This is a genomic window from Pseudomonas sp. KK4 (genome assembly GCF_001984065.1).
GTDB lineage: Bacteria > Pseudomonadota > Gammaproteobacteria > Pseudomonadales > Pseudomonadaceae > Aquipseudomonas.
The window spans coordinates 18,842-32,452 of record NZ_LYVP01000007.1; the positions used below are offsets into that span (position 1 = coordinate 18,842).

The window sequence follows — 13,611 nt, forward strand, 5'->3', positions numbered from 1 at the left end:
GCCACTTGCACCCATTTTTCGCATGTTGAGGCTACCCGCCCAAACGGTGATGATAATGAACAGAAATGATCTTCGTAAAATCGACTTCAGCCTTCTGATCGTATTCGAAACTCTGATGCACGAACGCAACCTTACCCGTGCCGGAGAAAAACTGTTTCTTGGGCAGCCTTCCATCAGCGCTTCTCTCAATCGGTTGCGTCAATACTTCAATGATCCGCTTTTCATCAGAATGGGCAGGACCATGGAGCCAACGAGCAGAGCGTTTGAAATCCATCAAAGCCTGACGCCTGCATTGGACAACATGGTCGTCGCACTCAGCCACATCAGCGAGTTCGATCCCCTGACCAGCCATGCCGTGTTCCGGATCGGCCTGTCGGATGATGTTGAATACTCTTTGTTGCCAGGGTTGCTGCGTCAACTGCGCATGGAGGCGCCAAAAGTCAGTTTCGTAGTGCGCCGTACCGATCACACCATGATGTCCGATCAACTTTCGACTGGAGAGGTATCGCTGGGTGTTTGTCACAGCCGCGAACTCCCGGCCAATGCAAAACGAAAATTCCTTCGTGGTATCTACCCGACCGTGTTGAGTTCCCGTTCGATCTGCGCACCATTCGACTTGGACGAGTACTGCAAACGCCCACATGTCTCCATTTCTCTGAATGGCGAATTGACCGACTGCATTGACCGGACGTTGAACTCCATGGGGCGCCAACGCCAAGTCGTGTTGGCTGTTCCCCAATACAGCGCCCTCAAAACACTTCTTGAAGACACTGACATGATCGCAGTTGTACCGGAGTACGTCGCCGCAGCCATGACAAAACAAGGCGGTCTGCGAATGGATCCGGTTCCAATGAGTATCCCTGCCCTGGATCTATCGCTGGCCTGGAGTGGAACGCTGGACAACGACCCGGGCGAGCGCTGGCTTCGTTCCCGCGTCTGCCATCACCTGTCCGACAGAAACGGCTCCGTCAGCAAACTAAGCCTCCAAAAAGCAGCTGCATAACGGTGCCTGAGTCATCAAATACCTGCCAATAAATGGCCCATATGGATGTTCATTAGCAATAGTCACTGAACGCACGCACATAGGCACAACCTATACAACGGATTGCATATCGATCTTGGATGTTATCGAAAGACTGGACGATGATGGGTTAATACCTGAGCGATGCTTGATAACAACATCAGTTGCATAGACTTTCCTGGAGATAACGTCATGAGACAGTTTCGCGTCTACAACGAAATCAGCATCGCTCTGACCACTGAAATTCTTGAGGCCAAGGCCAGCAAAAAACTGTCCTGGCAAGAACTGGCGGATAACACTGGCCTGGGACTGGCTTATGTGACAGCAGCATTGCTCGGCCAACAGCCCCTGTCAGAAAAGGCCGCCAAGGTGATTGGCGAGAAATTGGAACTGGATGCGGAGATGGTGGCTCTTCTTCAAGCCCTACCGTCACGTGGCAACTTCTCGAACGTGCCCCGTGATCCAACAGTCAATTCATTCGATGAGATGGTTAAGATTTGCGACTCAACACTTAAGGTTCTGGCTCATGAGCATTCTGCGGCGGCCTGATCAATATCTTTAATCTCTCCATCTATTGCTATAGCGCATTACATGACTTGATTCGGTCCTGACTAAACACCAACGTTAATTGGAGGGTATGCTCATGAAAAACAGGTTACTTCTCGTCTTGGCCGGCGTCGTTTCATTGTCGGCCTATGCTGAACAAACGCCAGCCTCGCCCGACGTTGTCTCATATGACTACGGAATGCATTTGGATATATCCCAAGTGGTCAATATGGCGCCTATTGCTGATGTGTGCTGGCCCACCCTGGCACAGATAACCTACAAAGACTCTCACGGCGAAGTTCACATACTTGGATACAGTGTAATGGGCACTGGGTGCTCCAACTAAATCCACTACCCGACAATTCCACCATCGCTTGTGATTCGGCGGCTCAGTTATTCCACCCGCCACTCAACTTACATACTTGGAGCAACAGCCATGCTTACTGTCACCCTGTACGCCACACCCACCTGCCCGTATTGCCAGGCTGCGAGACATTTGCTTGCCAGAAAAGGCATTCCATTTAACGAGATAGAAGTGACTTCGGTAGATAAACGAGTCGAAATGATCAATCGCAGCGGCCGTCGGACAGTACCGCAGATTTTTTTCGGAAATTGGCATGTGGGTGGGTACGACGACCTGGCTCAACTTGAAGAGGAAAGCGGACTGAAGGAAGCACTCAACTCGCGCGTGGCATGTTGAGAGAACTTGGTAATTGCTTATTTTGACTCCTTTTCACGCAAGCCCACCAGAGGGTTTTAACCATGAGTTACCCATCTTCATTTAAATCGGTGCTTCAAAAAGCCAGTACGCTGGATAGTTTAGGCGTTCACCTCATTCGAATAGCTGTCGCTGTCGTTTTCATCTGGATTGGTGCGTTAAAATTTGTCCCGTATGAAGCGGATAGCATCACACCATTCGTGGCTAACAGCCCAGTCATGTCATTTTTCTACGAGCATCCAACCGAATACAAAGAACACCTGACTCATGAGGGTCAGCTCGACCCCGTAAAACGCGAATGGCAAACGCGAAATCACACCTACGCGTTTTCCGATGGACTAGGCATCGTTGAAATCCTCATCGGTTTGATGGTGCTTTCCTATGCGTTCTCACGCCGAATGGGCATGGTGGGTGCAGTACTCGCCTTCCTGACTCCCGTTGTTACGTTGTCTTTTTTGATTACGACACCAGAGGCTTGGGTGTCGAATATCGGTGATGCCCAATATGGGTTTCCCTACCTGTCCGGTGGAGGGAGGCTGGTGCTCAAAGATTTGCTGATGCTTGCAGGAGCGGTAGTCATGATCGCGGATTCGGCACGTAAGCTCTTGCGCCCCATTCCCCAGATCAGCAGATGCCCTGCGTCAAAAGAGCCCATGCAACAATGGATCGGGTTGCCATAACCAGCCAACTGACCTTCCTCTGAGTAAACCGTTGGTCGATAAATGAAATGGCGTGCCCCTGGTGAAAACAGGTGCCGCCGCAACTACCGGCCGTCACGGGATTGTTTCATTCAACTGAATGGAGTCATCAGACTTTTGCGCCTTCTCTTAAACCCATCATGAGGGGAAAATGAAGAAACCTGCTCGTTCGTTTCTTCAGAGATCTCCTTTTCAGGAGTTTCGAAATGTTCGACAACACGTTCCGTCATTGCATGGATAAGGATGCGGATAAACCCGGCATCCCCGCGCATGAATACGAAAGTAGTTTCTTGCTACCGCAATTGATGATGATTCATGCCATGCCGTCTGGAGTTTCGTGGCAAAAAACGAACTGCCATCAGCTCATGCATAACGCCAGGCCCTCGTATCTGTTCAACCGGCTTATGCACGCACTGAAGCGCCGTATTGCCCCTTGACACATTCAATAACCTAGCGCTGTACAACCCCATCAGGGAACTAAGATGACTTACGATTTCGATCTGTTTGTTATAGGTGCAGGCTCAGGCGGCGTACGGGCGGCTCGTTTTTCTGCAGACTTTGGCGCCAAAGTGGCGGTTGCTGAAAGTCGCTATTTAGGTGGCACTTGCGTAAATGTGGGGTGCGTACCGAAAAAGCTGCTCGTATACGGCGCCCACTTTTCAGAGGATTTCGAACAGGCCAAAGGGTTTGGTTGGAGAATCGCAGACGCGCAGTTCGACTGGGAAACTCTTATTGCAAACAAGAATCGTGAGATCGAAAGACTCAACGGTATCTATCGCAAGCTGTTGAGCAACAGTGGTGTCACGCTATTTGAGGGCCATGCGCGCCTGACCGACGCCCATCATGTCGAGGTCAATGGCAAGCGCTTTAGCGCCAAACAAATTTTGATTGCAACAGGTGGCTGGCCGCAGATACCTGACATCCCTGGACGTGAGCATGCAATCACGTCCAATGAGGCGTTTTTCCTCAAGCATCTACCAAAGCGGGTGCTGGTGGTGGGCGGAGGTTACATCGCCGTCGAGTTTGCCGGCATTTTCAACGGCCTGGGCTCTGAGACGCGGCTGCTATACCGCGGTGATCTGTTCCTGAGAGGATTCGATCAATCAGTGCGCAACCATTTGGCGCAAGAACTCACCAAAAACGGCGTACGCCTGGAGTTCAATTCGGACATCGTCCAGATCGACAAGCAATCTGACGGGAGCCTGCTCGCGACACTCAAGGACGGCCGTCAGTTGGAAACCGACAGTGTTTTTTACGCCACAGGTCGACGCCCCATGCTCGACAACTTGGGGTTGGAAAACACCTTTGTAGAGCTCAACGATGCCGGATACATCTCGGTAAACGAAAATTTCGAAACACGCGAACCTTCTATCCTGGCCCTGGGCGATGTAATTGGTGGCGTGCAGTTGACGCCTGTCGCAACGGCGCAGGGCTCGGCCATCGCTCGTCGCTTGTTCAAGCCTGAGCAGTTTCGCCCGGTCGACTACCGACACATCCCGACCGCGGTGTTCAGCCAGCCAAGCATTGGTACGGTGGGCCTGACCCAAGAGCAAGCAATCGCTGACGGCTATACCGTGACCATTTTCGAAAGTCGTTTTCGTCCGATGAAGTTGACGTTGACCGACTCTACGGAAAAGACACTCATGAAAATGGTGGTAGATGCTCGTACTGATAAAGTATTGGGAGTGCATATGGTCGGCCCTGACGCGGGAGAAATCATCCAAGGCTTGGCGATCGCCCTCAAAGCGGGTGCAACCAAACGCCTGTTCGATGAAACCATAGGCGTGCATCCGACCTCAGCTGAAGAGTTCGTCACGTTACGTAATCCGGTCATGGCTTCTTGAGTGCCTGGCTTGAATACGAAATGCTGGGTATCTGCCTCATCCACGAGTGACACATGCGATGCTGCTACGACATTTGCGTTATCTGTTAGCCGTCGCTGATAACGGCGGCTTCACGCGGGCGGCCGAGGCTCTCCACGTATCTCAACCTACCCTGTCACAACAGATTCGCCAGTTGGAGGAAACGCTTGGCGTTGTGCTGTTCGACCGTACTTCGCGAACAGTGACGCCCACGGATGCCGGGCAGGCGTATATCGAATGTGCACGCCGCGTGCTCGTAGAACTGGCAGCGGGAAAGCGGGCATTGCACGATGTGAAAGATTTATCCCGCGGCACCCTGAGGCTGGCCATGACCCCGACGTTCATGGCGTATCTCGTGGGCCCCATCGTTCGTGACTACGCCGCCAGATTCCCGAATATCCATCTGGAAATTTTCGAGCTGTCGATGGACGACATTGAGATGGGGCTTGCCGATGACTCACTGGATATCGCCATTGCGTTTGACCATTTCAGGAATTCCGATCTCGAAGCAATTCCCGCATTTGTCGAAACCTTGGCACTGATGGTCGGGCGCGAACATCCGCTGTACGAATGCCGGACAGCGTTGACGACAGAACAAGTGACTGAATTGGATTTTGCGTTATTGACTCCGGATTTCGCTACCCGGGTCTGTATCGATGAGTACTTCACCAAAGCGAAGATCACCCCCAAAGTGGTGATTGAGGTGAACTCGGTAAACACATTGCTGGAGGTCATCCGTCACACGGGGGTTGCCACCATTCTTCCAGAACCCATCGCCACGCAAGATCGCGCACTGCACAAGCTTGAGATGAAAGACAAGGCACCTCATCGAGGAGCGTCGCTGCTACGGCGCAAAAATAATTACCACAATGCGGCGTCAGTGGCTTTCGTGGGGTTGGTGCTGGGAACCCTGGGAAAATAGTGCCCGATAACTGCCTTGTATCGAGTTCCGCAAGGCAACACGGATCTGTACGCATCGGATGTACATTGCCAGATGGAGAAAGGCTTTTCTGAACGAGTGATCTGCAATCACTGAGAATACCTGGTGAAAATCAGATCGGTCTCAGGCGGCAATTTTGTGTGGCAGGCAAAGCAACCATTAATGATTTTTTCACTGGGGTTTGGCTTTCCATTTTCAAACTGCCCGTATCCCCACCCACCTGTGCTTGCGTAGCGTTTAGAGTCTTTGACCTCGATCTGAACGTTCGTCGGCTCTCCCGCGACGAAAGACTGGTCTCTACCAAACACGGCATTATTTTGTGCAGAGGATTCGTACTTGTAAGCCAACCTGGCGATGATCGTGCCATCTGGAAATGGCAGCGTTCCTTCCCTGTACGCCTTCATGGCAATGTCATTACCCAAGATAACGCGGATGTCCGGCTTCTCACCCTCCTCATGAGCAATGCTGACGAACTGCCAGTTGCGATAGCCTGGAGGAAGCGTCACGCCGAATACAGGTGATCCCTGCGCGTCTGCACCAGGTGTTGAATCAGCCTGGGCAAGATTCGAAAGGCTCAATAGCATACCGACGATGCTGGCGGTTACAGGTAAAGCGGCGAATTTGCGAGTCATCACAATTGCTCCAGGTAGGGCGCCATACGGCTATTTCCGGGTAACAAATAGCGCCGATATTAATTGCGAGGCGATGAAAGCATTGAATGCAACCCTCAAAGCGGAGCAAGCCCGTTCAGTTTCCGTCTCTCGTCTTCGGCTTGGGACGATGGGCGAATCTCCTCCCCTTTTGCGTAAGCCCGAATAACCGCAGGTCGCTCCCCAATCTTCTTCATCCAGGCCACAATGTGGGGGTAATCCGCGAGGGTTATCCCCTGTTTTGCATGGATAACAACCCATGGGTAGATCGCCATATCGGCAATTGAATAGTCTCCAGCCACAAACGGCAGTTCAGACAGCTGCTTCTCAAGCACCCTGTACAAGCGCTCGGTTTCTTTGCTGAAACGGGCCTGTGCAAGCGATGAATGCTCTGAAGCATAGTTAAGGAAAAAGACCGTCTGTCCCAATATCGGGCCCAGGCTTGCGGCCTGCCAAAATAACCACTGGAGGACTTCAGCTGCACCCTTGACGTCTTGAGGCAGAAATTGTCGCCGGCGCTGGGCGAGGTACAACAAAATTGCACCTGACTCAAACACCGATACACCGGCTTCGGCGTCAACCAATGCGGGTATGCGTTGGTCGGGAGAAATGCGCGTGTACTCGGCGGTAAATTGCTCTCCCTTGGTAATATTGACGGGGTGGATGGTATACGGGCGACCTGACTCCTCCAGAAAAATGGCAACCTTCTGACCATTGGCCGTTGGCCAGTAATAATATTGCGTGGCGCTGGATTGTTTGGTCATTGCTTTGCCCTCTTCCAAAACGACACATGCTGAATTGGACGCCCAAACTCAGGTGAAAACTTGCCCAACCGGGCATTTCGGCAAACGCCGCCATGCCAGAGACTCGACCCCCATGGCAAACAGCGTGAGTACGCTTTTCATACGGTGCCGCCTCCACGCAAAGATAGGAATGTCCATGAGCGCCGCAAACCATACTCCGCTTTAAAAACAGCTGAGTGAACGACCAAAAAATGGAATCCAATATTCCATCAAGCGAAATGGCGATACGCTTTTCCGATCCCTGGATCACTCGCAACACTTGAGGTGCGCGCTCACCGTCTGAGCCCTTGAAGTTAAATGTAAACTCGGGCGCAAGACGCACCCGCGCCTTCAAACCGCGTCTGGTTGCATGGCCGGGTGCTCCCGCAGGCCATCTACCATGTGATCGACAAAACTGCGCAACCTCATTGAGGCTTTACGCCTTTCTCTGTAAACGACATGGACAGGCAAGGAAGGAAGCTCAAAGGGTTGCAGAATTCGCTGCAAACATCCGCTGTTGAGGTAATCGTACAACGGGTAACTCAAACAGCGAGTGATGCCCGCTCCGTGAGCCGTCGCACTAATCGCCGCCTGTACCGTCGCGCAGCTCAGACGGGTCCGTGCTCTGATGCTGCTCTGCAGGCCCTGACTTTGAAAGTCCCACTGGACGCTATTGCGAAAGGCCTGTGTGCCAACCAACCGGTGTTGCCTGAGATCGTCCGGACTGCACGGCTCACCGTGAACCTGGAGGTACTCAGGGCTCCCACAGACGATCGAACGCACGTACCCAACCGGTCGAGCGATCAATGATGAGTTAGGTAAATTCCCGATCAGCACCGCTATATCCAACGCCTCATCATTCATGTTCGGAAAACGATCATGGTAGTGGGTGAATAACTTGATGTCCGGGTACAGATCCATATAGCCCGCCAGAAGCGGCGTCATGACATAGCGGCTGAACAACAGCGGTAGCAAAACCGTCAGGTTACCCTGGGCTTCAACATGCAACCCCTTTGCCGACGCTTCTGCTATCTCGATCTCTTGCAGAATGTGGGAGCAGTCCGCCATGAACGCTTCCCCCGCCTTTGTCAAAACAACCCCTTGCGTACTTCGCTGCAGCAATGACACGCCTAGACGTGCTTCCAGCCGCGCAACAGCGCGTACAACAGTAGGGCCAGACACTTTAAGGCGACGGGCTGCCGCCGCGAGACTGGGCCTGTCGGACAGCGCCTCGAACATGACCATCTCATGGTAGCGGTCCATTACGTCGTACCTTCGATGCCTGCTTTAAGGGCGGTATCGCTGCCCAGTCGCTCGGTGAGAAACTCCACAAACGTTCTGACCTTCGCGGGTACCCGGTTACTCTTCTGGTAAACGACTTGAATGGGCAGTGCGGGAGGTTCGTAATCCTGAAGGACGATCTCCAATGCGCCTGCGGCGACTTGACTTGCCACCTGGTAGGACAGTACTCGTGTGACACCCCACCCCTGAGACGCAATATTGATGGCAGCCTGATTGGCGGTTACCACCAGACGCGGTTCAAAACGAAAACTCAGGTCATTGCCCTCATTGACAAATTGCCAATCGCTAAGCAGATGACTCGCAGACGACATGACGATATTGGCGGTACTGAGCTCGCCTGGATGACCCGGTCTTCCGTAACGATCAAAATAGCTGGGTGCACCACATATTACCTGGCGCACCTCACCCACTTTGATGGTGTGCAGTGTTGCCTCTTGTACATGTCCAATCCTGATTGCAACGTCGATCCCCTCATCAGCAATGCTCGTAACACGGTCGACGAGCAACGCACTGAGATGGACCGAGGGATAACGATCCAGGTATTGCGCCAAGAGCGGTGCGATATAGAGCTCTCCGAACAATACAGATGCCGTCACGGTCAAATGCCCGCAAGGCAAGGAATAACTACCGGCGGCAGCTTCCTCAGCCTCACCCACCTCGCCCAAGATCCTGCGACAATCCTCCAGGTATCGCTGTCCCGCCTCGGTAAGATGCAAGCTTCGTGTAGTTCTCGCCAACAGCTGGGTACCGATTCGCTCTTCCATTGCCGCGATCACGCGCGTCACACTCGGTGGAGAAATATTGAGTCGACGGGCTGCGGCTGCAAACCCTTCTTCTTCGGCAACCGCCGTGAATACTTGCATTTCCTGAAAGCGATCCATATATGCCCCAACCTGAAAAAGGACAGCAAATTTCCACCGTGATGTGCACAACGCACCACGCCCACGAGTCGTCATCCGCCGCAGCCGCACGTATTTAATCAATAGAATGGAAGGCTGACAGTCCCTGGAATATTTTTACTAACATGAAAGTTTGCCATATGACGTGCGGCCAACTTCTGCTATTCCAATCGTGCTTTTCATCAACTTTTTCCTGGCGCTGTACATTCACAAACTGCGCAAGTGAATAAACAGTGGTTAGCCACTCGAGGACGAGAGGATAACCAAAAAGGGCATTTTTACGACACAGTGATATCGATCGGATTTGGGAGGGCGGTAAAGTTTGATCGCTGTCTGGGACATCACGTACTCCAAAATTATTTGAGTGCGACTCGGCGCTCAAGCTTTCGCTCACAGCATTGTCCTCGTTTCTCAGAAACATCGGAATCACCAATAAATACAATCCAGTATTTCATCTGACGAAATGATTGGTCATTCCCTAAGAACTTTTTGTAATTACCTCCCCGATCCAGCGACTTTAAGCCGACGCCATGGGGTATCAATGCGTGAGACAGGGGGAAATCAGACTTCCCCATCCCGGGCGCAATCTCGTCCTGATCCTAGGATTCAAGCTTTGGCTGCCAACACATCTACTTTCTGGATCGACGGTGGCTCGGACAGCAAATAGCCGGCTTTGGACATCAACGCTTGGGCAATGGGACCGTTCAGATGAGCATCGCGATCCTTATCGTTGGCAAAGGCATCAAAAATACCAAAAACCGAAGTGCTCATTTTCAGCGCGAACCAGGCGGTGGTACCTGTCTCCGCGTTTGCCAGTGGCAAAGCGCTTCTCAGAAAATCGTCAACCTCCGATTCCTTGCCTGGCTTGGCTTTCATTTCTACAAACAGGGCTACGCTGACCATCTTCGATTCCTATACCGGTGGTTGGTGATTCCAGTGTAGGAACGCTGGAATCCGCCGTATAGTGGCGGGGCCGACAACAAAGGTATCGTTTCCGCCATGAGAATTTATATCTTAGCCCTTGAGGGTGTTTTTGATCTCGGCCTGGCCGCCTTTATGGACGTGCTCGGAACAGCCACTGAACTGGCCGCAGAAGAGCCGACCAAAAAAATGTTGGATGTGACAATCGTGGGGGTCAGACCCGAGGTGCGCACAGGCCAAAATCTTAGCGTGCCGGTGCGCCTTGCCGCAGAGTTACCCCAACCCGATCTGGTGTTGGTACCCGCCTTGTCCTCCAAGATGCCGGAAGGACTCACCAGAGCCCTCGAACAACCCGACGTCGTGCAAGCCGGGCAGTGGTTGAAGTGTTGGTCACAAGCCGGCGCGACAATTGCTGCGGCTTGTACGGGTACATTCGTAGTGGCAGAAGCCGGGCTGCTGAACGGTCATAGCGCTACTACGTCCTGGTGGCTGTCAGCATTCTTCCGTCACCGTTATCCTCTTGTGATTCTCGATGAAGAGCGGATGCTCGTCTGCTCAGATCCTTTTGTAACCGCGGGCGCCGCGATGGCCCACTTCGACCTGGGTCTGCACGTAATCAGTCGTCAAAGTCCCACGCTTGCTGCGCTATGTGCTCGCTACCTGCTTATCGAGACGAGACCATCACAAGCTGCATTCATCATTCCCGATCACATTGCTCACACGGACCCCATCGTCCAGCGCTTTGAGCAATGGGCACGCGACCATCTTGAGTCCGGTTTTTCAGCGGCCGCGGCGGCCGCCACCATCGGCGTGAGTGAACGCACTCTTGTTCGACGTATTCAACAAGTTCTGGGCAAGTCTCCCCTGGCGTGGTTTCAGGACTTACGCGTTGATTACGCGGTGCATCTGTTGCAGACAACTGACTGCAGCGTCGAACAGATTGCCAGCCGCGTCGGTTATGCCGACGGTACAACGCTGCGATCTTTACTGCGCCGCAAACTTGGACAAGGAATACGCGAGCTGCGCCAACGCGCTACGCACGTTGCAGTGCTATGAATGATGCCAGATGCCCATGATTAACAGTCATTGGGCATCTGCTTCCAACAGCACTTTCAACCATCAAATCACGTCAGCATTTCTGCTCTGTCAAACAAATCCCATCTTGCTTTTCAATGTATAAATCCCGCTTCCCGAAGGGCGCTCTGCAGCAACCCGCTCACCATCTAAAATAAATAAAGCCAAACTAGTCACAGCTACTTTTAAAATATCATTATCTTCGCCATTAGCACTTCATAACACCGTTTCACATCTCTTAACTCGAATCCCGATGCCCCCGCGCCCATAGTCCTATCCGACCGCCAATCATTACCAAGATCAACATCAAGAACAATTGATCGCATAGCCAGGCACTCGGAGCAGAAAATGACAGACAAATCCGTGCTTTCTCAGGATGCAGCCATACGCCGCGGCCTTGTAATGACAGGGATAGGCGTGGCCCTGGTATCAATGTTACCCAAAGCGGCACAGGCACAAACTGCCTCGCCATCAAAATCTGAATCGGGATCCCATGCCATGACATCCAATACCATTACGACCAGTGAAGGTGTGGTGCTCTATTACAAAGATTGGGGTCCCAGAAACGGCCCGGTCGTGACACTCAGCCATGGCTGGCCTCTCGATTCCGACAGCTGGGATGGGCAAGCCTTCTTCCTCGCATCCCAGGGCTTTCGAGTCGTCGCACACGACCGACGCGGTCATGGCCGCTCAAGCCAGCCTTGGGACGGCAATGATATGGATCACTACGCCGATGACCTTGCCACTGTCATCAATACACTGAATCTCAAGAACGTCACCATCATGGGTTTTTCCACCGGCGGTGGTGAAGTAGCGCGATATGTAGGGCGCCACGGTACTGCTCGCGTTTCGAAGATTTGCCTGATTTCGTCAGTGCCTCCCCTGATGCTTAAAACGCCCGCAAACCCTGGAGGATTACCGATTGATGTCTTTGACGGTATCCGTGCGGGGATGATCGCGGACCGCTCGCAACTGTTCAAAGATATCCCGGCAGGCCCCTTCTATGGATTCAACCGGCCTGGAGCGAAAACGTCCCAAGGCATGATTGATTCCTGGTGGAGACAGGGGATGGTCGGCGGTTTCAAAAACACGTTCGATTCAATCAAGGCGTTTTCGGAAACAGACTTCACCGAAGACCTCAAAAAATTCGATAAACCGACGCTCATCGTCCATGGGGACGACGATCAGATTGTGCCTATCGATGCTGCTGGCAGAGCCTCCAAAAAGTTGGTCCCTGGCGCAACCCTCAAGGTATATGCAGGCGCGCCCCATGGTCTGACTGAGACCCACAGGGAACAACTCAACAAGGATTTACTGGCATTCCTTCATAGCTGAACGTCGTAAATTATGTGGAGAGACATCATGTCTGAAAAATTCCTTCCAATCGGCAGACGCTCATTTGTCATGGGAGCTGCCGCTGCCGTGGCGGCCAGTGCGATTCCGTCTGCCATGGCAGCGGACAAGCCTGCGCAATCGAATCTCGAAAAGTATGCTGCTCCCAAGAATCCGGCATTACCGAAGTCGACGATGAAGCTCGACCTTTCGCGTACGGCCCTGGTGGTCATCGACCCGCAAATCGATTTCATGAGCCCTAAAGGCAAGGCCTGGCCCATGACCGGCGAAAGCGTTACGGAGCAGAATCTGGTCCCCAATCTCCTGCGCCTGTTCAAAGCGGCCAAGGCAGCCAACATGACCGTCGCGATCTCGCCGCATTGGTACTGGGGCACTGACCATCACTGGAAAATTCAGGCCCCGGTCGAGGCCATGCAACACGATATGAAGCTTTTTGATGATCGCAAAAACGAGCTGGACGTGGCGGCATTTGAAAATTCAGGAAGCGATTTCATGCCGGAGTTCAAACCCTACATCATGGACGGCAAGACGTTTCTCTGCTCACCCCACAAGCTGTACGGGCCACAGGTGAACGACCTTAACCTGCAGCTGCGTAAACAACTTGTCGATCAAGTCATCCTGACCGGCATGCTGGCGAACCTCTGCGTGGAATCTCACATGCGTGAACTGCTTGAACAGGGGTTCGAGGTCGCAGTGGTACGAGACGCCGTGGCAGGGCCGAAGTTACCTGAGGGTGACGGATACATGGCGGCGATCATCAACTACCGCTTCATGGCAAATGCCGTGTGGACTACTGATGAAGTGGTCGCAATGATGGAAGGCAAGGCTTAGGCAAAAAACCTGCC

Annotated in this window: 15 protein-coding genes and 1 pseudogene; 11 read left to right on the forward strand and 5 right to left on the reverse strand. The window is 52.8% G+C overall.

From position 1 onward, the window contains the following. The first annotated feature begins 55 nt into the window (after positions 1 to 55). The 8 genes and pseudogenes from B0W55_RS04475 to cynR all read left to right on the forward strand — a co-directional run bounded on the left by B0W55_RS04475 (position 56) and on the right by cynR (position 5,767). Positions 56 to 1,003, forward strand: a complete 948-nt coding sequence (locus tag B0W55_RS04475; RefSeq protein WP_077044899.1) for a LysR family transcriptional regulator — start codon at positions 56 to 58, stop codon at positions 1,001 to 1,003. Between the two features lie 210 nt (positions 1,004 to 1,213). After that, positions 1,214 to 1,552, forward strand: a pseudogene (locus B0W55_RS04480) (cyanate hydratase); the annotation flags it as partial. Positions 1,553 to 1,664: 112 nt separating this feature from the next. Beyond that, positions 1,665 to 1,913, forward strand: coding sequence for a DUF2790 domain-containing protein (locus B0W55_RS04485; RefSeq protein WP_077044900.1), 249 nt, complete (start codon positions 1,665 to 1,667; stop codon positions 1,911 to 1,913). A 90-nt stretch (positions 1,914 to 2,003) separates the two neighbouring features. Further along, a complete protein-coding gene (gene grxC / locus B0W55_RS04490) occupies positions 2,004 to 2,267 on the forward strand; it encodes a glutaredoxin 3 (RefSeq protein WP_077044814.1) in 264 nt (87 codons plus the stop codon). Positions 2,268 to 2,329: 62 nt separating this feature from the next. Next, positions 2,330 to 2,965 carry a reactive chlorine resistance membrane protein RclC gene (gene rclC, locus B0W55_RS04495; RefSeq protein ID WP_077044815.1) on the forward strand — a complete coding sequence of 212 codons (636 nt, stop codon included), beginning with the start codon at positions 2,330 to 2,332 and terminating at the stop codon, positions 2,963 to 2,965. 224 nt (positions 2,966 to 3,189) lie between these two features. Next, positions 3,190 to 3,420: a hypothetical protein gene (locus tag B0W55_RS04500; RefSeq protein WP_077044816.1), complete on the forward strand. Its 231-nt coding sequence runs from the start codon at positions 3,190 to 3,192 to the stop codon at positions 3,418 to 3,420. Positions 3,421 to 3,465: 45 nt separating this feature from the next. Further along, on the forward strand, positions 3,466 to 4,827 hold the full coding sequence (gorA, locus tag B0W55_RS04505; RefSeq protein WP_077044817.1) for a glutathione-disulfide reductase: 1,362 nt from the start codon (positions 3,466 to 3,468) through the stop codon (positions 4,825 to 4,827). Between the two features lie 58 nt (positions 4,828 to 4,885). Then, complete coding sequence (cynR, locus tag B0W55_RS04510) at positions 4,886 to 5,767, forward strand: transcriptional regulator CynR (RefSeq protein WP_077044818.1); 882 nt, start codon at positions 4,886 to 4,888, stop codon at positions 5,765 to 5,767. A 107-nt stretch (positions 5,768 to 5,874) separates the two neighbouring features. Here cynR and B0W55_RS04515 read toward each other — a convergent pair whose 3' ends face one another. The 5 genes from B0W55_RS04515 to B0W55_RS04535 all read right to left on the reverse strand — a co-directional run bounded on the left by B0W55_RS04515 (position 5,875) and on the right by B0W55_RS04535 (position 10,321). After that, complete coding sequence (locus B0W55_RS04515) at positions 5,875 to 6,417, reverse strand: cytochrome P460 family protein (RefSeq protein WP_077044819.1); 543 nt, start codon at positions 6,415 to 6,417, stop codon at positions 5,875 to 5,877. Between the two features lie 95 nt (positions 6,418 to 6,512). Then, on the reverse strand, positions 6,513 to 7,199 hold the full coding sequence (locus B0W55_RS04520; RefSeq protein ID WP_077044820.1) for a glutathione S-transferase family protein: 687 nt from the start codon (positions 7,197 to 7,199) through the stop codon (positions 6,513 to 6,515). A 369-nt stretch (positions 7,200 to 7,568) separates the two neighbouring features. Next, on the reverse strand, positions 7,569 to 8,480 hold the full coding sequence (locus tag B0W55_RS04525; RefSeq protein WP_077044821.1) for a LysR family transcriptional regulator: 912 nt from the start codon (positions 8,478 to 8,480) through the stop codon (positions 7,569 to 7,571). Continuing rightward, positions 8,480 to 9,400 carry a LysR family transcriptional regulator gene (locus B0W55_RS04530; RefSeq protein WP_077044822.1) on the reverse strand — a complete coding sequence of 307 codons (921 nt, stop codon included), beginning with the start codon at positions 9,398 to 9,400 and terminating at the stop codon, positions 8,480 to 8,482. Before B0W55_RS04530 ends, B0W55_RS04525 begins: the two co-directional genes overlap by 1 nt. 624 nt (positions 9,401 to 10,024) lie before the next feature. Further along, positions 10,025 to 10,321, reverse strand: a complete 297-nt coding sequence (locus B0W55_RS04535) for a putative quinol monooxygenase (protein WP_077044823.1) — start codon at positions 10,319 to 10,321, stop codon at positions 10,025 to 10,027. A gap of 96 nt (positions 10,322 to 10,417) precedes the next feature. Here B0W55_RS04535 and B0W55_RS04540 point away from each other — a divergent pair, with 96 nt between their 5' ends. The 3 genes from B0W55_RS04540 to B0W55_RS04550 all read left to right on the forward strand — a co-directional run bounded on the left by B0W55_RS04540 (position 10,418) and on the right by B0W55_RS04550 (position 13,597). Next, positions 10,418 to 11,395, forward strand: a complete 978-nt coding sequence (locus tag B0W55_RS04540; RefSeq protein WP_077044824.1) for a GlxA family transcriptional regulator — start codon at positions 10,418 to 10,420, stop codon at positions 11,393 to 11,395. Positions 11,396 to 11,815: 420 nt separating this feature from the next. Then, complete coding sequence (locus B0W55_RS04545; RefSeq protein WP_371807251.1) at positions 11,816 to 12,748, forward strand: alpha/beta fold hydrolase; 933 nt, start codon at positions 11,816 to 11,818, stop codon at positions 12,746 to 12,748. A gap of 114 nt (positions 12,749 to 12,862) precedes the next feature. Further along, positions 12,863 to 13,597: a cysteine hydrolase gene (locus B0W55_RS04550; protein ID WP_083743159.1), complete on the forward strand. Its 735-nt coding sequence runs from the start codon at positions 12,863 to 12,865 to the stop codon at positions 13,595 to 13,597. The last annotated feature ends 14 nt before the right edge of the window (positions 13,598 to 13,611 follow it).